General features: G+C 57.8%; 19 protein-coding genes. 11 read left to right on the top strand and 8 right to left on the bottom strand.

The features are described from left to right. Nucleotides 1-128: 128 nt before the first annotated feature. A complete protein-coding gene (locus P3T24_RS02940) occupies nt 129-677 on the top strand; it encodes an RNA polymerase sigma factor (protein ID WP_429432277.1) in 549 nt (182 codons plus the stop codon). Further along, nucleotides 674-916, top strand: coding sequence for a hypothetical protein (locus P3T24_RS02935; RefSeq protein ID WP_429432274.1), 243 nt, complete (start codon nt 674-676; stop codon nt 914-916). The genes P3T24_RS02940 and P3T24_RS02935 overlap by 4 nt, the downstream gene beginning before the upstream one ends. A gap of 10 nt (nt 917-926) precedes the next feature. Here P3T24_RS02935 and P3T24_RS02930 read toward each other — a convergent pair whose 3' ends face one another. Continuing rightward, entirely contained in the window at nt 927-1,370 is a 444-nt protein-coding gene (locus P3T24_RS02930; RefSeq protein ID WP_429432271.1) for a universal stress protein, read from the bottom strand. A gap of 96 nt (nt 1,371-1,466) precedes the next feature. Continuing rightward, complete coding sequence (locus P3T24_RS02925) at nt 1,467-2,054, bottom strand: TetR/AcrR family transcriptional regulator (RefSeq protein ID WP_429432268.1); 588 nt, start codon at nt 2,052-2,054, stop codon at nt 1,467-1,469. A 138-nt stretch (nt 2,055-2,192) separates the two neighbouring features. Between P3T24_RS02925 and P3T24_RS02920 the strand changes: the two genes are divergently transcribed. The 6 genes from P3T24_RS02920 to P3T24_RS02895 all read left to right on the top strand — a co-directional run bounded on the left by P3T24_RS02920 (nt 2,193) and on the right by P3T24_RS02895 (nt 7,874). Continuing rightward, nucleotides 2,193-2,900, top strand: coding sequence for a glutathione S-transferase N-terminal domain-containing protein (locus tag P3T24_RS02920; protein WP_429432265.1), 708 nt, complete (start codon nt 2,193-2,195; stop codon nt 2,898-2,900). Next, nucleotides 2,897-3,637 carry a glutathione S-transferase family protein gene (locus tag P3T24_RS02915; protein WP_429432262.1) on the top strand — a complete coding sequence of 247 codons (741 nt, stop codon included), beginning with the start codon at nt 2,897-2,899 and terminating at the stop codon, nt 3,635-3,637. The genes P3T24_RS02920 and P3T24_RS02915 overlap by 4 nt, the downstream gene beginning before the upstream one ends. A gap of 87 nt (nt 3,638-3,724) precedes the next feature. Further along, complete coding sequence (gene gorA, locus P3T24_RS02910) at nt 3,725-5,080, top strand: glutathione-disulfide reductase (protein WP_429432259.1); 1,356 nt, start codon at nt 3,725-3,727, stop codon at nt 5,078-5,080. A gap of 81 nt (nt 5,081-5,161) precedes the next feature. Then, entirely contained in the window at nt 5,162-5,599 is a 438-nt protein-coding gene (locus P3T24_RS02905; RefSeq protein ID WP_429432257.1) for a tautomerase family protein, read from the top strand. A gap of 49 nt (nt 5,600-5,648) precedes the next feature. Then, nucleotides 5,649-6,338 (top strand): hypothetical protein, encoded by a 690-nt coding sequence (locus tag P3T24_RS02900; RefSeq protein ID WP_429432254.1) that lies wholly within the window; start codon nt 5,649-5,651, stop codon nt 6,336-6,338. A 189-nt stretch (nt 6,339-6,527) separates the two neighbouring features. Continuing rightward, the gene (locus P3T24_RS02895) at nt 6,528-7,874 is read left to right on the top strand and encodes an FAD-dependent oxidoreductase (RefSeq protein WP_429432252.1); all 1,347 of its coding nucleotides are present in this window, start codon (nt 6,528-6,530) and stop codon (nt 7,872-7,874) included. A 257-nt stretch (nt 7,875-8,131) separates the two neighbouring features. Here the strand turns inward: P3T24_RS02895 and P3T24_RS02890 are convergent, their stop codons facing one another. Continuing rightward, nucleotides 8,132-9,106: a threonine dehydratase gene (locus tag P3T24_RS02890; protein WP_429432249.1), complete on the bottom strand. Its 975-nt coding sequence runs from the start codon at nt 9,104-9,106 to the stop codon at nt 8,132-8,134. 91 nt (nt 9,107-9,197) lie between these two features. Here P3T24_RS02890 and P3T24_RS02885 point away from each other — a divergent pair, with 91 nt between their 5' ends. Continuing rightward, nucleotides 9,198-10,025: a helix-turn-helix domain-containing protein gene (locus tag P3T24_RS02885; protein ID WP_429432247.1), complete on the top strand. Its 828-nt coding sequence runs from the start codon at nt 9,198-9,200 to the stop codon at nt 10,023-10,025. 89 nt (nt 10,026-10,114) lie between these two features. On the opposite strand, the gene P3T24_RS02880 is transcribed toward P3T24_RS02885, so the two are convergent. Continuing rightward, the gene (locus P3T24_RS02880) at nt 10,115-11,488 is read right to left on the bottom strand and encodes an FAD-dependent oxidoreductase (protein ID WP_429432244.1); all 1,374 of its coding nucleotides are present in this window, start codon (nt 11,486-11,488) and stop codon (nt 10,115-10,117) included. Nucleotides 11,489-11,790: 302 nt separating this feature from the next. On the opposite strand from P3T24_RS02880, the gene P3T24_RS02875 reads away from it, so the two are divergent. Next, complete coding sequence (locus tag P3T24_RS02875; RefSeq protein ID WP_429432242.1) at nt 11,791-12,999, top strand: pyridoxal-phosphate-dependent aminotransferase family protein; 1,209 nt, start codon at nt 11,791-11,793, stop codon at nt 12,997-12,999. Nucleotides 13,000-13,225: 226 nt separating this feature from the next. Here the strand turns inward: P3T24_RS02875 and P3T24_RS02870 are convergent, their stop codons facing one another. The 3 genes from P3T24_RS02870 to P3T24_RS02860 form a co-directional block, all read right to left on the bottom strand. Further along, nucleotides 13,226-14,248: a class I adenylate-forming enzyme family protein gene (locus P3T24_RS02870; protein WP_429432239.1), complete on the bottom strand. Its 1,023-nt coding sequence runs from the start codon at nt 14,246-14,248 to the stop codon at nt 13,226-13,228. A 148-nt stretch (nt 14,249-14,396) separates the two neighbouring features. Further along, nucleotides 14,397-15,041: a universal stress protein gene (locus tag P3T24_RS02865; protein ID WP_429432236.1), complete on the bottom strand. Its 645-nt coding sequence runs from the start codon at nt 15,039-15,041 to the stop codon at nt 14,397-14,399. A gap of 266 nt (nt 15,042-15,307) precedes the next feature. Beyond that, entirely contained in the window at nt 15,308-15,466 is a 159-nt protein-coding gene (locus P3T24_RS02860) for a hypothetical protein (protein WP_429432233.1), read from the bottom strand. Nucleotides 15,467-15,975: 509 nt separating this feature from the next. On the opposite strand from P3T24_RS02860, the gene P3T24_RS02855 reads away from it, so the two are divergent. Next, complete coding sequence (locus P3T24_RS02855) at nt 15,976-16,512, top strand: RNA polymerase sigma factor (RefSeq protein ID WP_429432230.1); 537 nt, start codon at nt 15,976-15,978, stop codon at nt 16,510-16,512. A 256-nt stretch (nt 16,513-16,768) separates the two neighbouring features. Here the strand turns inward: P3T24_RS02855 and P3T24_RS02850 are convergent, their stop codons facing one another. Further along, nucleotides 16,769-17,506 carry a hypothetical protein gene (locus P3T24_RS02850; protein WP_429432227.1) on the bottom strand — a complete coding sequence of 246 codons (738 nt, stop codon included), beginning with the start codon at nt 17,504-17,506 and terminating at the stop codon, nt 16,769-16,771. Nucleotides 17,507-17,558: the final 52 nt, after the last annotated feature.

Raw genomic sequence — 17,558 nt, 5'->3', positions numbered from 1 at the left:
TATGACGGAACAATGATTACAGTCGCCGGATTGCTGCCTGAAATCGCGCGCGATTCGACGTAGAGACAAGACGTGGCCTGAACCGGCGCTACGAGAAAGCTACGGAGCACAATACTAGGAACGCCCCAATGACCGGCACAGACTTACCCTGCATGCTTCCCACAATGCTACCCAGGCTCTGGGCTTTTTCTTTGCGCCTCTGTCGCGACCACCACGACGCGGAAGACCTCGTACAGAAGGCGTGCTTACGCGCCCTGGAAAGAGGGCATCAACTGCAGCCTGACACGACCCCTTTGAGCTGGATGTTCAGTATTGTCCATTCAATCTGGCTCAACGAGCTTCGCGCACGACGAGTGCGAAGCCGTTCCAGCGTTGAATGGGACGACGATTTCCTCAACCTCGCGGCTGATCGCACCACAGGCACTCCAGAAGAACACGTAATGCATAGCCAAATAATTGCTGCCGTCCAAACGTTGCCGGAAGCCCAACGTTTAGTTATGCTGCTAATTGCGGTTGAGGGCCTCAGCTATAGCGAAGCAGCCGAAACGCTCTGTGTACCGGTCGGCACGGTCATGAGCCGCCTGTCGCGGGCACGTCAGAGAATTGGCAAATTGCTAGGTGAGCGGGAAGACCAGAAAACAAAAAATACCGGAAGCAAAAAGGAATCGCGTTTATGAAAACGGACGATATCCAGCTAATGGCGTATGCGGACGGGAATTTATCGCCGCATGAGCGCGAGGAAATAGAGGCGGAGATCCGCGGGTCGGTCGAGACTGCAATGCGCATAACGCGATTGCAAGCGTCGCGCTTGCCCTACAGGGAAGCGTTCGCGTATCAAAAGTTACCACCAGTCCCACAAAGTCTGATTCGAAAAATCGCGGAGATGGTGCTCGCTGCCGCAGAACCAAGCAAGTGAGATTGTCCCCCTAGTCCATCGGCACGGTGATGACCGCACGTCCAACGGCGCGTTCCACAAGCGCCACATGGCGTGATGTCTTACCCCACCACCTTGCTAATCCACGCGGATTGCGGTGCCCCAGCACAAGCAGGTCCGCGTTGAGCAAGCCTGCATACCTGGCCATGCTATCGACCACGTTACCTGTTGCAACATGTCCGAGCGCGGCGATTCCGCGTTCTTCCAGATGTTCTAACGCGTCGTTTAAGACCCGCCTTGCCTCTCCTTCCATCTGCAAACACGCAATGTTCGAGATGAATCCAACACAGTAGCCGAGGGCCGCCTCGACATCCACGACCGACAGCACGTGAACCGTAGCAGCCAGCGCATATCCCAAACAGGTCACGCGCAGCAATGCCGATCTGGATTCAGGAGATCCATCGTAGTAGAGCAGAAGATCGAAGTGATCAGGCATAGTGGCCTCGAATCGCGTGACGAAGGGGGTGGGACTGAATCTTCAATCTCCATAACACCCGGCCAGACGCGATATTCCAAAGGGCCGCAAATCTCCTTACTCGGCTGCGTGTTTCAACAATAGCGGCACAAAACTGTCTGCCAGTGCGTGCAGCCGATCCCGCTCGCGGTACACCCGCTCGATCACCGCGAGCCCGCGCGTAAACGCGACCATCACTTGCGCTGCCTCGGCTGGAGATGTGCTGATCTGCGTGCGCATTGCTTTGCTCGACAACGCCTTCGTTACTACCGCCTCCAGATCGTCGAGCAGCACTCGCAGGCGTTGCCGGATCTGCGGGCCCGCTGCGTCGCCCTCCGCCGCGGTCTTGGTCGTCAGGCATCCGCGAGCAGGTGAACCGTCCGTCATGTTTGCGATCGCGACATCGAAGAACTGCCGCAGCGCGAGATCGGCTGACGGTGCAACCAGGGCCTTCTGCGCTTCCGCGAGAAAGCGTTTTGCGTATCTTTCGAAAGCAAGCTGGAACAGTTGTTCCTTGCCTCCGTACGCGTGGTACAGCGAGCCGCGCTGGATGTCGGCCGCTTCCGCCAGATCGGCCATTGACGTCGCCTGCCAGCCCTTTTGCCAGAACGTCTCCAGGACTTTGCTCAATACCGTTTCCTCGTCGAACTGTCTGACCATTGCCATGAAAAAGGTGCTCCTGTCGGGATTCATAAAAATCGTTGACATACTAGTCAACATTGACAATACTGACATTGTACTCGCTGAGAGTGCATTTTCACCAGTGAGAGAACTCTACGCGCCGTTGCGCACCGCGAGGAACACATGATCGATCTACATTACTGGACGACGCCGAACGGGCACAAAATCACGATCGCGCTCGAGGAACTGGGCGTGGAGTATCGGATCGTGCCCGTCAATATCTCGGCTGGAGAGCAGTTCCGCCCCGAGTTCCTGCGCATCAGTCCGAACAACCGCATTCCAGCGATCGTCGATCACGATCCACGAATGGGCGGTGATCCACTATCGGTATTTGAGTCTGGCGCCATCCTCGAATATCTGGCCGACAAGACCGGACGACTGCTTCCTTCTGAGACCCGGGCGCGGTTCGAGACGCTTCAGTGGCTGTACTGGCAGATGGCCGGGCTCGGGCCGATGGCCGGGCAAAACCATCACTTCACGCACTATGCCCCTGAACGCATCGCCTACGCGACGGAGCGTTATCAGAAGGAGACTGGCCGGCTGTACCGCGTACTTGACGAACGCCTCCGCGATCGGGAGTACATCACGGACACGTTCTCGATCGCCGATATAGCGTGCTATCCATGGATGCGGATGCACGCACGCCAGGCACAGGACCTCGCAGATTTCCCGCAGGTGCACCGCTGGCTGGACTCGATGTCCAGACGCCCTGCTGTCGTTAGCGCGTACCGGATCGCGGAGACCATCAACACGACGCCGACCGTGACGGAGAGCGCACGCGAGCATCTGTTCGGGCAGCAAACGCCGCGTCGCGCGGGAGGATACGCATGAGCGAACGAAGTCTGGTGCTGTTCGAGTTGGCCGGCGCGGATCAGGCGGTGCGCTTTAGCCCGCACTGCTGGAAGACCAGAATGGCGCTCGCTCACAAAGGACTGACGGCACAGAGCGTGCCGTGGCGATTCACGGATAAGGCAGAGATTGCGTTCTCGGAGCAAACCTGCGTGCCCGTGTTGATCGACAACGGCGTCACGGTTAGTGATTCGTGGCGCATTGCGCAGTACCTGGAGAGGCACTTTCCGCAGATGCCTTCTCTGGCTGGGGACAACGGTGATCTGGCAGCCTGCGCCTTCGTCAACCAATGGGCCGACGCAACACTGCTACCTGCGTTGGCCCGCCTGCTGATTCCCGACGTCTATCACGCACTGCACACGAAAGATCGCCAGTATTTCCGGGCGTCCCGCGAAGCACGTCTTGGCATGGCGATAGAACAACTGCCGCAGCACAGACAAGACTACCTGAACGAGCTAAAGCGCGTGCTCGCTCCGTTGCGGGCAACGCTGAAAAGGCAACCGTTCCTTGCCGGTGATGCGCCGAACTATGCGGACTACTGTGTATTCGGCATGTTCATGTGGAGTCGCTGTGTAAGCGACATCGCGATCGTGGAGCCGGACGATCCGATCCACGCATGGCGCGAGCAGCTGCTCGACCTGTTCGATGGCCTCGCGAGAAAAGCGCCCGTCCACCACTTAACGACTGGCGATAACACGCACGACCAACCGCGCCGCTGACGATTTGTCGAAGGGAACTTCGACATGACGAGCGCCGCTACGGTAGCGACGAGCAACTGGGTAATTTAATTAATCAGGAAACCTTAAGTGTCTGGCTACGACTTTGATCTTTTTACCATCGGTGCCGGTTCTGGAGGAATTCGGGCGAGCCGGCGAGCGGCTGCCTTCGGAGCACGTGTCGCGATAGCGGAACAACGCTTTCTAGGCGGTACCTGTGTAAATATCGGATGTATTCCAAAGAAACTACTTTCTTACGCAGCGCATTTCGCAAAAGAGCTGGAAGACTCCCGCAGCTATGGCTGGTCGTTTGGCGAGCCCGTGTTCAACTGGCGTACCTTGCTGGATGCAAAGAGCCGGGAGATTGACCGTTTGAACGGCGTTTACCGCAATTTGCTAAACCAGTCCGGCGTCGAACTGATCTGGGGTAGAGCGACGGTTACCGGGCCGCACACCGTCGAAGTGGACGGCCGTGCCTTCACGTCGAAATATATTCTGGTCGCGACAGGGAGCCGTCCGACTGTGCCTGACATTGAAGGTGCGCAATATTGCATTACCTCTGACGATGCGTTCTATCTCGACACGCTGCCGCAGCGCGTGGTCGTCGTCGGAGGCGGCTATATAGCGGTCGAGTTTGCATCCATATTCAATGGTCTTGGTGTCGACACGACGTTGGTATACCGCGGCGATCGCCTGCTCAAGAGTTTCGACGCAGACCTCGGCAATTTCCTTGCGGAGCAGATGACAACACGAGGCGTCCACATCCGGTTCAACACGGAACTTCGCAAGATCCAGCGTGACGGCACGACATTGAGTTGCGTGACCAGCGACGGCGAAACGCTGTCGTGTGACACAGTCCTTCATGCAACCGGCCGGGCACCGAATACGGCACGTTTAGGTCTGGAGTCGGTCGGTGTAACGCTTGCGCCAAACGCAGCGATTGTCGTCGACAGTGTCTTCCAGACTACCCAGCCATCGATATATGCGGTTGGAGACGTCATCCATCGAATGCAACTGACACCTGTTGCGCTGGCTGAAGGCATGCTGGTCGCGGATCGACTTTTCAACGGCAGTACTGAGCATATGGATTACAGCGGTGTTCCCACTGCAATCTTTAGTCACCCGAATGTTGCCACCGTTGGGCTAAGCGAGGAACAGGCGATCGAAAGTGGCTACAAGATCGACCTGTACCGTAGCATTTTCACCCCTCTCAAACACACCGTTTCGTCGTCCGGCGACAAGGTGTTGCTTAAGCTGATCGTGGACCGCGAAAGCGATCGCGTCCTCGGTGTCCATATGGTAGGCGACGACGCCGGTGAAATCCTTCAGGGTTTCGCAGTAGCGATCAGATGCAAGGCGACGAAGGCACAGCTTGATGCCACCGTGGGTATCCACCCCACCATTGCCGAAGAATTTGTCACGATGCGTGCCAAGGTTACCGCTTGAATTGTTTTCGGATTGCGTCAGTCCGGTCAGCACTGAGGCAAAAAGCGTTTACAGCTGAATTTATTATCTTAGGAGTGTGACATGCCGACTTACATCGTTTCAGCCGCTAGCGACTTTCTTTCGGAAAGCATCAGGCAATCCATCGCTGAAAAATTCACTCAGGATTATGCTGAGATTACGGGCGGACCGGCGTTTCTGGTGCAAGTGATTTTTAACGCGATCCCCAAGGGAAGCCACTTCGTGGGCGGCAAGCAGCTTAACGCCGATCACATCTTCGTGCACGGATATACGCGCGAGGGGAAAACGCCCGACCAGAAGGCGAGGATGCTGGAGAGCATCGTGGACACCATCGCGCAGGCTGCGTCAGTGGCGAGGCGATCCGTCTGGGCGTATCTCAGCGAGCTGCCATACACGCGGTTGGTCGAATACGGGCACGTCGCGCCTGAACCTGGACAAGACGGGGCATGGCTAGATACGTTGCCGGTTGAAGACGCCGCGTTTATCCGAAGCATTGCCTAGACCTGTTCATCCGCATCGCTCACCGTAGCTGAAATCGAGAGGATCTCATATGCTTTCTTGCCGCTTTTGCGTTACCACCGCCGCCGCTGTCCTGCTCGCCATCGCACCCGCCTTCGGCGAAGAGGCACCCTCCCGGATCCGCGGCACCATCACCGCTATCGGTGACGGCAGCATGACAGTCAAGGAAAAGGACGGCCACACTTTCACGCTAAAGACCGGGCAGTACACGACGTATGCCGACGTCGTTCCATCAAGCCTTGACGAGATCAAGGTCAATGACTTCGTCGGCTCCGCCGTTAAAGGGGCGGCAAGCTCCATGGTCGCCGTCGAGCTCGCCATCATCCCCGATAGCATGCGCGCCGGACGTATTGGTTATTACGGATGGGATCCACTGCCCGACCCAACCGCTGCACAAACGACCAGCCCTAGCGCGACCGACATGACTAACGGCCGGGTGTCGAACGTCTCGCCTGCAGCGCCTAAACTCACCGACACCAACATGACCAACGGCGTCGTCTCCGCCGAGAGCGGCGGCGCGGCTGGTCGCACACTCACGCTCACCTATGACGGCGGTAGCAAAGTCCTTCATATCACCGTGCCGCCTAACGCGCCAATTGTTCGCTACGTGCTGGCCGACCAGTCGGCGGCCTCCATAGGATCTACGGTCTTCATCAAAACCAACCCCGGCGACCAGGCGGGACTTGTTACCATCGGCAAGGGCGTCATTCCTCCCATGTGAGTGCAGCCACGGCAAAAGCGGCTTTATGTAACTTCGCGTTGCCACCGTCGGTCGCGATACGCGCGTAGGGGCGGAAATTCATGTGCCTATCAACCAGCAACCTGAAACGCCAGTGTCGATGGAATAAAAGCGAACCTGGCGCTGTTATCGGCAAAGTAATGCATAGTTGCTCACCAAGCCGGAGGGTGCATGTCGATGGGATGGAAGGGGAAGCAGGCAGTTGTAATTGGCGCCGGAATCAGCGGATTGGTCGCGGCGCGGGCCCTCTCTGATCATTTCGAGCGCGTCGTCGTGCTGGAGCGGGACGAATTGCCCCGCGGCGCGACGCCGCGACCTGGCGTGCCTCAGGGCAAGCATCCGCATAGCCTTTTGGCGGGCGGACTGATCGCTCTTAACGAACTCTTTCCGGGCTTCGTCGACAGCGCAATGCAAGCCGGCGGACAAGCAGCCGATGTAGGCGCGGACGTGCAGGTTGAATATCCGGGCGTGTCTCCATTTCCGCGGCGGCGTCTCGATACGCTGATTGTCTTGATGTCCCGCCCGCAGATAGAGCTTGTGACCCGCACACGGCTTGAAGCGTGCGGTAACGTCAGTTTGATCGGCGGCTGCCAGCATGTCTCGATCCTCGGGAACCCCGACAGCCTCGCCGTCACAGCCGTCTTTTATGAGAATCGCGAGGGCGCCAGACAGAAGATGCTGGCCGATCTGGTGGTCGATGCGTCCGGTCGCGGCACGCCGACGCTCGATTTCTTGAGGAACGTTGGACTGCCCGAGCCCGAGGAAACCGTGATCGGCGTAGACATCAACTACACAACAGCACTCTATGACGTGCCGACCACCCTGGCGCCGGATTTCAAGGCATCGGTTACTCTTGCTGAAGCACCTGAGAAAAGCCGTTGCAGTTGCACAGTATTGCGCGAGGACGGCCTCTGGTTTGTACTCCTTGTGAGCCGGGGGGCGGACCGGTCACCAGCCAATGAAGACGCTTTCGTCGCCTTCTCGCAAGACCTCCCGACAAGCACTACTTACGATCTCATCAGCCGGGGCAAGCGACAGGGTAAACTCTCGCGATACAGTTTCCCGGAAAGCCGCCGTCGACATTTCAACCGGATGACCGCGTTCCCACGCGGGCTTGTTCCCCTCGGCGACTCGGTGTGCAGGTTAAACCCGGTCTATGCCCACGGCATGACGGTCGCGGCCAAGGAGGCGGTTGTGTTGCGCGAGGTGCTCAAGGCGCACGCTTCGAATTACGACCCACTCGACGGCGTCAGCCACGACTATCTACAGCGCATCGAGTCTGTAATCGACGACCCTTGGGCGATGTCGTCGGTTCTCGATTTGATCTATCCGCATACGCGCGGGCAGCGTCCAGAAAATCTGCGACAGATGATCGAATATCAGACCGCGCTCTCGAACGCCGCGACGCGTGACCCCGCGCTCCATAAGCTCTGTGTCGAAGTGCGGGACCTCGTGAAGCCGGCGAGCGTGGTCCATTCGCCAGAGGTGGTGAAGATGGTCAAGGCACTCACCGCTTAGCGATCCTGGAGGCGATGCCAGGTCAGCGTACCGGACATCATGCAGTCTCACTCTCTGCGCTGCCGAATACCGGCTTCACGCCGTACTCATCCGCATAGGGGTGAGCTCCCCCAGAAGTTTGCCGGTCGGCGGCATGCGCGCAAAACGCACGCAACGTGAGCCATAGACGTTCGAGAACAGCATGTACGCGATGTCGCCAGGGCCGCCGGCCGTTTGCGCCGCGGATGAAGACGCGGTCGCCATTGCCGCTTGTCCACCTAAATCCGTGGTATCTGCCCGTCGAGCACCTTGACGAACATATCTGCATCGACATTCGCACCGGTGAGAATCACACCCACCGTCTTGCCAGTGTTACGATTTTTCTCCTGAATAGCCGCAGCAAGTGAAGCCGCGCCTGCGCCTTCCACGACGTTGTGCGTCATCCGGTACAGAAGCAGCATCGCGGACGCGATCTCGCTATCATTGACTGCAACGATCCTGGCTGCGCCGCGTGAGTAGATATCGAAAGCTTCAGCAACGGGCACCCGCACGGCAAGGCCGTCGGCAAAAGTGCGGGCTGTTTCGGTCTCGATCAGTCGCCCCGCCTCGAAGGAAAGTTTTGCCGCCGGCGCTTCTGTCGAAACCACACCCACGATTTCTGTCGTCAAACCCAAGGCTTCGCGCGCCGCGATCATCCCGCATATTCCCGAGCCGCAACCGATCGGAACGTAAATGATGTCAAGAGCCGGCGCAGCCTTGAACAACTCCAGTCCATAGCTTGCGACCCCAAGCATCACCTGACGATCGAAGGGAGGAACCACAAACGCGCCTTTATCCTGTGCGATCCGCGTCGCTTCAGCGCGAGCCGCATCGAAGTCCACACCATGCTCGACCAGGTCAGCTCCGAACGACCGCATGGCGGCGTTCTTCTCACGAGAGTTACCATAGGGAACGACGATGGTTGTGCGCAGACCGGCAAGCGTTGCGGCGCGTGCCTGGCTCTGTCCGTGATTCCCGCGAGTTGCCGTGACGATGGTTCGATAATGCGGCTGATTACGCATCAGCCAGTCGATGAAAGTGATGCCCCCACGAACCTTGAACGCTCCGGTGGGCGTATGGTTCTCGTGCTTTAACCACACGGTGGCGTCGAGATGTTTCGAAATCTGTGGCCAGACGTATTGAGGCGTCGGCTGCATTTGCTGATAAACGAGAGATGCAGCGGCCTCCAATTCATCGAGATTGGGTAGTTTCATCAGTGCCCTCCATAGCTGTGGAGATACTGGCACACTGCTCATCCAGCTGTTTTCAGAATTCTGACCTTTTGGCCTGAAAGAGCAAGCGAAAATGACCCCACAAAAAGCGGAGAATGTCCGGCAGCGAAGCGCGGGACGATGGACCCTGGCCTTACTGCCAAGGCAAGCCTATCTTGCTCGCTACGTCGCCGAGGGCCCCGTGGTGGGATTTGCTTTCGACAGTCAGCAGGGCTTTCACGCCTTCGCCAGCGACAGAGTGTTGCCTTTCCGCGCCTACCCCAACGGACTCGCTTTCGTCCCGACAGGATGCGATGTGTACTCGTGCTCCGGACGGGGTGGAGAATATTTGTCGGTACGTGGCGCGAGCGGCAATGAAGGAACCGAACCCTTCAGCGATCGCATAGATTCTGAGGCCATTGCCTTGGCTCACCGTATCCGTCAGCAGCTTCTCAGACCGGGTTCCGACGATGCGTTGATACTGGAGGAACTCTCAGCCGCTTTGGTCGAACGTGCTCAGACGGTCATTTCAACACGAAGCAATCCCGAGGAAAAAAGGCTCACCAGCAACCGGCTCAAACGCGTTGAGGATTTCATCGAAGCGCATCTCGACTCCAAGCTCAGCATTGGCATGATGGCCGCCGAACTCGGGATGTCCGAAGGCGCGTTTTCGCGTTGTTTCCGCGCATCCACGGGCAAGTCGCCCTATGCCCATGTTCTTGATCAGAGGATCGCACGGGCGAGAGATTTGCTCGCCGGCGAGCTTTCCGATCTCGCACAGATCGCCTTGGCCGCGGGTTTTTCTTCCCATGCACATATGACCAGTGCGTTCCGGCAACGCCTTAACTGCGTCCCATCGCATTTCAGAATGAAACTATGGTCTACGCCACGCGCGGACCAACCTGCTTCTCATCACCGCTAGCGAGCTAGGCCGCTACTTGGCGGCCACTCCCCTTTGGCTAACGTGCGGCCATAGCAGCGTTAGCTTTACGTTGCGAAGGCGCTGTTCAATCAGGCTGCAAGGGATGCTTCCAGATTAGGATGCCGGTGTTCTGTCACCCTCCGGACGACGTCAGGTGAATATAGCGCGCTCACAGGCTTGATCAGATGCGTAACTTCGATCAGCAGTTTGTGGAGATCGGGGTCATGGCATGCCGCACGATTGAGCACGGCCCGATGTTCAAGTGCCCTTTCCAGACCGGCGGGGCGTTCCCCTCTCGCGTCCGGATAGCCAAGATCTGGAAGCGCTGACAAGGACCACGCGCTTTCGATAACCGGTTCTATCGCGCAGAGAAATTGTTGACCCAGCCCTGCGGACGACTCGTCTTGTGTTGCCTGTCCAGCGACCAGATTTCGCAGTACCACCGCCTCTTGTATGGCGACGCTCATTCCCTGTGCGTAAACCGGATTGAAACGACACACTGAGTCGCCGATCGGGATCAGGCCACGCGGGAAATCTCGCATACGGTCAAAGTGCCGCCGCCGGCTTTCAGGGAACCCATACTGAACGATCTCGCCGCGAAGCGTCGCACCTTTGATGGCGTGGTAGAAGGTGGGGGTCTCGAGACCTGAGGCGAACGCGAGGAATTCCTTCTTGCCGGCAGGTGGAAAATCACTGCCACGCCCTCCAAGTACGACAGACCAGTAGCCATCTTCGCGCAGCTGCATCACACCAATGCGGCTGTGCTCGGGCGCGTTCGGCATCGTTGACAGAGCCTTGAAATCGGGCTGAGCTTTAGCCGGTATTTCATAGACAGCGCTCGAATAACCGAAATCGACACCAATGATCGTTTCTTCCGGGGCCGGTCTCTCTATCGACTTAAGGAAGTTCAGTGTGGGTATTCCGCGGCCGGATGCGTCCACCACGACGTCTGTGTGCGCTACCTCCAGTTCCCCTTCGCGGGTCAAGAAAGACACCGACGCGACAGCATCTCCATCGGGCGTAGCGGCTATGCCGACAACACGGCATCCACTGCGAAAAACTACATTCTTCCGCTCCTGCACACAGTGCCGCACCGTGAGTTCAAGCAACGGGCGCGTCATGAGAAAGAACGGCACACCGAGTTCGCGCCGCGGAAGAGTTTGCGGCCCCGGAAACTCAGATCGGACATGAAGACCACAGTCTCCAGCATGAGCTCCCGCTTGCGCAATGCTGGACGCAAAGTCCGGGAACAGATCGCATAGCGCACTCAGGCCACCAGAAAGCAGAGTGTGCGCATGTCTGCCTTGCGGCACGCCAGGGCGTGGAATTGCCCGGGACGGCAGATCGTCCCGGTCCAGTACGATGACCCGCTCGAAGTGATCGGCGAGTGCCTGCGCTGCAGCCAGCCCACTCATTCCTGCGCCGATGATAACGGCGCCTTTAGCTGGAAATATCCGCGACATCCAAACTCCTGAATTAGCAAAGGTGATGTTCCAGTTCGCCGAACCAACGTCGCACAACGGATGCAATTCGTGTCTGAGCCGCTCCGGTGAATCCGCCTACATATGCAAAACATCGCTGATCGCCAATTTATTCCCCACCGACGAGCCCCTCGCCCAAGCGCACGATTTCGCCGAAGGAATAAAGTCGCTCCCCAAAGTGTTTAAAGAAGTTGCCGGGTATCTCAACAGGAAAGGAACATCATGAATGGTGCGGAACGTCTCGTCAGGTCGATCGTCGCAAGCGGTGCCAACGTGTGGAGTAATTGCGGCTGCTATCTCATCCTGCCGCTCTGACGCTCGCTCTTGTCTCGACGCTACACCAGCCGACAAGACCGCTTCAACCCACATATCAAATCAGGTTCTCTCTTATGCCCATACATGCATCGCCACTTCTTCTCGACGCTCCGGTCTATCCTGCCGATCGCTATGCACCACTCGCGGATCGCCTGAAGCAGCTGTTTGCCACCGCCAGCGATGTTGTCTTCGTCCAGGCGGAAGCCATCCTGGCTCTGGAAGCCACCGCATCCAGCATCGCGCGACCGGGCACCGCGGCGCTCAATATTGTCACCAGCCGATACGGAAGGTACTTCGGTTCCTGGTTGCGGCGCGGCGGTACCGTTGTCCACGACGTGTTCGCCAAATCCGGTAAGCCGGTTTCGATTGAAGCCGTAAGGACTGCAGCCGATCGCCTGGGCCATATCGATATCGTCGCTGCAGTTCACGGCGAGAGCTCCATCGGTGCGCTCAATCCGCTAAAGGGAATTGCCGCGTTGGCACGATCGCGCGATGCCTTGTGCGTCGTGGATGCAGTCGCGTCCGTAGGCGGCCATACCCTCGACATGGACTCATTGGGGATCGACATGATGGTGATTGGCGCCCAAAAGGCGCTCGCCGGGCCACCTGGGGTTTCAGTCGTGGCGATAAGCGACCGGGCCTGGGCACATATCGGGGAAACGCCCCATGTTGCCCCGTCGAGTCTTTCTCTCGCCAGCATAAAAGCGGCGTGGCTAGATCAAGGACGAGGTGCCTTGGCCGGCACGCCTCCACCGCTGGAATTCTGGGCCTTGGAAGCCGCTATCGACCGGGTCGAGGCTGAAGGCATCGCAAATTTGATCGAGCGCCATCAGCGTGCCTCAATGGCAAGCCGCGCGGGCCTGCGCGCAATGGGCATCGAACCGTACATCGCCGATGATGGAGCAGCCTCGGCGCTGACCACATCCGCGCCGGTTCCGCCAGGCATCGATGGCGACGCGTTGCTCGAAAGTGCTGCGCGGTTCGGTGTCGCTCTCAGGCGCGGCTTCGGCGATCTCGACGGCCGCATCGTGCTTATCGATCATACCGGCGTCAACGCGACGTTCAGCGCTGTGCTTGCAGCGCTCGTCGCTTACGGCTCGGCGCTACGAAGTCTCGGCGCGCCAGTCGATCCGGGCAAGGCGATCGACGCAGTCTACCGCTCTATTGCGGGAGGGTGAGCGGGACAGGTAAAGTCAGTATGATGCTGATAGACCACGACGGAACCCCGGCCAAGGCATGATAGCCGTCCAACGCGCAGGATGCGTCCGAGGCCGCAACGGGATCAACTCGGCCGGGCACTGTCTCTTTGAACTGGATGTTTTTCATTGTCCATTTCATTCACGTATCAATATCTATCGGCGATCCGCAAGGGCTGATTAGATATTTTCGGATGCTGTGGCGGCGTCAATTGCAAACGGGAGCGATATCGAATTCGAAAACGAAGGAATCCGAGCTTTCGCCGAACGCAAGGAACTCGCGCATCCTCACGCCGAACACCCGCAAGCAATCTCCCTGCAGACTCGGTGGCAACGCGTCACCTCCGACGAGACATGTATGAAGTGACGCGACGTTGCGGGGCGCTTCAACCTGGCGGGCGATCGCCTCCGAATACATGAACGGCAACCCTATCATCATCGTGCAACGGTGCAGTTCTATCAGATCGAGCGCACCCGCTGGTTCGAATTGGTCCATCAGGACACATGTACCACTGGACGCTAGCGCTGCCAGAGCAGTGAAAAGTCCCGCCGCGTGCATCACCGGCGCGGCAACCAGCGCGACCTCGCGCGGTCGCGACGCCATGGCCTGACATGCCTGTGTCATCGCGCACACCATGCGAGGAGTGTGGATGACGAACCTCGAGTCTCGCGTGGTGCCGGACGTCGAGAACAGAAGCGTCGGTTGATCGATGTGGACGGGCGCGAACCGCACCTCGTCAGCCTGCTGCCAGGTCAACTCGCTCCAGGCTCTGGCGCGCGTGCACAGCGGCGAGCCGTCTACCAGAAAGCGCCTGCCCAGGTCGAGAATCGAAGCATCCACGCCCGCGAGCGCGCCGTCTGGATCACTTTGGCCCAGATATAACGAAACCTGCGACTGCCGCAATAGCGGCTCCAGTTCCTCGCGGGTGACCCGGCCAGGCAGCGGCACAGCAATCATGCCTGTCAACATGCACGCGTAAAACGCGGCGACGGTTTCCGGTTTGTTCGTTAGGTGCAGCGCAACGCGATCGCCAGGTCTGAGACCCTGGGCGAACAGACCCTGTGAAAACCGTATGACATACCGTGTCAGACGATCATAGGTCCATTCATCGTCTCCGGCAATCAACGCAATGGCATCAGGCGAGGCTGCGGCAGACGCAATCAGACGCTCGTGCAGCATCAAGGGTTGCCGCGTCCGTCTCAGTTGCAGACGGCTTCGTGCACGTGACATGGCGGTTGCTCCAAAAGATCAATTGGCTGTCGATGAATGGTTCACTCTTCCGGCTAACAGTCAATGCCCGCACTTTATTCTCGAGCGCTTGTTTCGCGGCCTGTTCTCTTCCCGGGTCGAGACGAGGATTTTTATCTGACGCTGTCGTCTAATCCAGTGGCACAGTAATAACGACACGCCCTACGGCGCGCTCCACAAGTGCCGCATGACGGGACAGATTGCTGAACCAGCTTGCTAGTCCCCGCGGATTGCGGTGCCCTAGCACGAGCAGGTCAGCGTTGAGCAGACCTGCGAACCGGGCCATGTTATCGACAACGTTACCGGCCGCTACATGTCCGCGTGCAACAATTCCGCTGTCTCCCAGATGCTGCAGCGCTTCGTTCAAGACCCGATTGGCCTCGTCCTCAAGGTGCCGGCAAGCCATGTCCGATACGAAACCAATGCAGTAGCCGACGACCGAATCGATATCCACAACCGACAGTACATGAACAGTAGCGGCCAATGCATTTCCCAAACGGGTCACGCGCAATAGTGCCGATCTGGATTCCGGCGATCCATCGTAGTAGAGCAGAAGATTGTAGTGGTCAGGCATAAGGACTCTCAAATCGCGCGACGAAGGAGGTTTCGCCAGGCCGTCAATCTTCATAACACCTGGCTCGATGCGGTATTCCGGAGAGGCAAAAATCTCGTTGAGCGATGATCGCGTTCCGGCACCGCTCCACATCCGTGTCTGTCCTACAGCAGCGCTTCGCCGGTCGAGCGACGAATCGCTCAAACGGCGGAAATCTTTCACGAACTCACACCGGACCTTGCAGTAACGTCCGTTGCGAGCGGCGCCCGACAGGCGCGCTCGAGCCACGTACCTAAACAGGAGCAGGGATATGAGAGAGTTGATCAGGAAGGCACTCCGCGGCTCGTTCGGGTGATGAATCTGCTTCGACCCGCAAGCTTCCCGGAGTCTGCCGAAAAGTCCAAAGCGTCCGCGCTCACACTGTGACGTGAGCTTCTCGCCGGTCGTTGCCGGCGCAAGATTTTTCGCGCGCAACACTTGAACTCCGTTCACTCGCTCACGAGGTCGAGCTGGTACGTATTGGTGAGTGTTCCATTGAAATAGAGAATTGCAGGTTCGACATCAGGTGATTGATTGAGGTCGCAGAAAAATATCGCTGTCAGGCCGACATCTACGCACGGCTGCGCATAGCGCAACGCGATGATCACGGAATAATTTCGATATGCCAACTGTTTACGTAGCGACATCGAACATCACGGTTTACGACTCGCAACGCAGATGGCGCGGATGATTCCGAGTCGGATGCAGCGTGCAACGCATCGCAACTCACCCCGTAATCGACCCGACCACTGATTCAGTCATTCATCGCATAACGATATGCTTCGATTCACTACGAAAACTCATTTTGTGCCTCAAAATAGGGGCGATTTTCTCCAAGCTCCGTCGGCCTTCCCGCAGCATCCCTGAATCCGGTGCCGGCAGTTCAACTCTATTCATGACCTTCACGATCTCGCTCGCGCTTTCTAACACCACGACATTGCTGACGCCTCCCTTGTAAAACTGCGCGGCGGTACCTATTGCCGCGATCAGGAAAACCAATTGCGACCAATTTCCCTGGCTTGTAAGTTACCGCGGGGGGCACTAACGGGTGCCTCGAAAATGCTCTCATGGTCACACTGATTTGCGGCCGCAAAGGACTTGGCGAGGAACTATGTAGATGACCGCCGCAGACGACTTACCCAATTTGCTACCCGACTTGCTGCCGAGACTCTGGGCATTTTCACTGCGCCTAAGCGGCAATCAGCATGACGCCGAGGATCTGCTGCAACGTGCCTGCCTTCGAGCGTTGGAGCGCTCCAACCAGCTTCGCCAGGACACCGCACCATTGAGCTGGATGTTTTCGATCATCCAGTCCATATGGATCAATGAACTGCGGGCGCGCAAGATCCGCAGTAACGGTCGTGTCGAGTGGGATGACGCCCTTCTCGATACGATCGCAGACCCCGTCGCATGCACGCCCGAACAAAACATGATGAACCGTCAAATCATCGGAGCGGTCGAGCGGTTGCCCGAAGGGCAACGTACTGTCATGCATCTGGTAGCGGTTGCGGGGCTTAGCTACAGCGAGGCGGCAGAGGTATTAGGCGTGCCCATCGGAACGATCATGAGCCGGTTATCGCGTGCAAGGCAGACCGTGGGGGCGCACTTCAGCGAGCAGGACTGTTCCGCGGGGAAATCTTCAAACGGACGTTAAGAGCCGACATCCTCACGAACAACAGATCGGGAATGGGGATGCTTTCCTCGAAGAACAGCCCGGTTCAGTGTTTTAGCAGCAACGCCACGAGGCTGTCGACGATTGCGTGTAGTCGATCCCGTTCGCGGCACATACGTTGGATCATCGCGAGCCCGAGTGCGACTGGCGGTGCGACGCCCCTGATTCGGATGCCCTCGATACCCTGGTGGCCGCAAAGTTTATTTGCCGTCTCCCCGCCATTCTTCACGTTGCAGCGCTAACCGGCCTTCGGCTTGTCTTGGGTCGAACGGATATTGACCGTTTTCATGCTCTTCATATCTTTGCAAAAGAAATAGGGGGCCAACAGTTTGGCCATCTCTTTCGGCTGAGCCTTTTTACCACTCGGCAACAGCAGGAGGCCCTTCGTTTTGGCGTCTTCGTAGGTTTTATTCAGCATCTTATTTGCACTCTTGTCAGGGCCGAAAGAATTGCTGGATGCCAGGCCCAAACCCCAAGACAAATCGCCAGATTCGGCTTTCCCGCTTTTGTATCCAATACTTCTCATATCTGAGACAAATCCCGGAGCATGAACCTCGAGCAGATGTGTGTAGCCGTTTTTTTCGCTCAGATACTCTTCCGAATACTGTCGGTGACTGGCCCACCCTTGATGCCCATTAATTTGCAAAGCCCTGAGCTCTACATATTTCTTGGCGCGTAGTTCCGGCGTAGTCTGCTTGAAGAGGGTCTGCCAGGCGTCGTATTCATCGCGATGCATGGCGCGATAAAAATAATCCTGCTTTTCCACCAAGCGGAAATGTTCACTGTCCGTGCCGATGATTCGGTCCGCATCGGCGGCGCTATCGATCTGAGCCGGCCGCTCATAGTACCGGTCGCCGTTTCCGCTCTGGCGCTCGAATTTCATTGTGTTGGTTTCCACTTTGTCCAACGGGTTATAGGGCTCCGTGGAAACGCCAGAGGCGTCGGATGTGATGGTGCGGCCGTCTGTATTGTCCATGAATCGTTGCATCCCTCGAGTTGACGTTACGGCAGATGGAGGCTTGCAGCCG

This window comes from Paraburkholderia sp. GAS33, assembly GCF_050436645.1.
In the GTDB taxonomy this organism is placed as follows: Bacteria; Pseudomonadota; Gammaproteobacteria; order Burkholderiales; family Burkholderiaceae; genus Paraburkholderia; species Paraburkholderia phenazinium_B.
This window is presented reverse-complemented; position numbering and strand designations above follow the sequence as displayed.

Coding starts and splice junctions, on each gene's coding strand:
- P3T24_RS02940 (WP_429432277.1), top strand. CDS start 129: ATGACCGGCACAGACTTACCCTGCATGCTTCCCACAATGCTACCCAGG.
- P3T24_RS02935 (WP_429432274.1), top strand. CDS start 674: ATGAAAACGGACGATATCCAGCTAATGGCGTATGCGGACGGGAATTTA.
- P3T24_RS02930 (WP_429432271.1), bottom strand. CDS start 1,370: ATGCCTGATCACTTCGATCTTCTGCTCTACTACGATGGATCTCCTGAA.
- P3T24_RS02925 (WP_429432268.1), bottom strand. CDS start 2,054: ATGGCAATGGTCAGACAGTTCGACGAGGAAACGGTATTGAGCAAAGTC.
- P3T24_RS02920 (WP_429432265.1), top strand. CDS start 2,193: ATGATCGATCTACATTACTGGACGACGCCGAACGGGCACAAAATCACG.
- P3T24_RS02915 (WP_429432262.1), top strand. CDS start 2,897: ATGAGCGAACGAAGTCTGGTGCTGTTCGAGTTGGCCGGCGCGGATCAG.
- P3T24_RS02905 (WP_429432257.1), top strand. CDS start 5,162: ATGCCGACTTACATCGTTTCAGCCGCTAGCGACTTTCTTTCGGAAAGC.
- P3T24_RS02900 (WP_429432254.1), top strand. CDS start 5,649: ATGCTTTCTTGCCGCTTTTGCGTTACCACCGCCGCCGCTGTCCTGCTC.
- P3T24_RS02895 (WP_429432252.1), top strand. CDS start 6,528: ATGTCGATGGGATGGAAGGGGAAGCAGGCAGTTGTAATTGGCGCCGGA.
- P3T24_RS02890 (WP_429432249.1), bottom strand. CDS start 9,106: ATGAAACTACCCAATCTCGATGAATTGGAGGCCGCTGCATCTCTCGTT.
- P3T24_RS02885 (WP_429432247.1), top strand. CDS start 9,198: ATGACCCCACAAAAAGCGGAGAATGTCCGGCAGCGAAGCGCGGGACGA.
- P3T24_RS02880 (WP_429432244.1), bottom strand. CDS start 11,488: ATGTCGCGGATATTTCCAGCTAAAGGCGCCGTTATCATCGGCGCAGGA.
- P3T24_RS02870 (WP_429432239.1), bottom strand. CDS start 14,248: ATGTCACGTGCACGAAGCCGTCTGCAACTGAGACGGACGCGGCAACCC.
- P3T24_RS02855 (WP_429432230.1), top strand. CDS start 15,976: ATGACCGCCGCAGACGACTTACCCAATTTGCTACCCGACTTGCTGCCG.
- P3T24_RS02850 (WP_429432227.1), bottom strand. CDS start 17,506: ATGGACAATACAGACGGCCGCACCATCACATCCGACGCCTCTGGCGTT.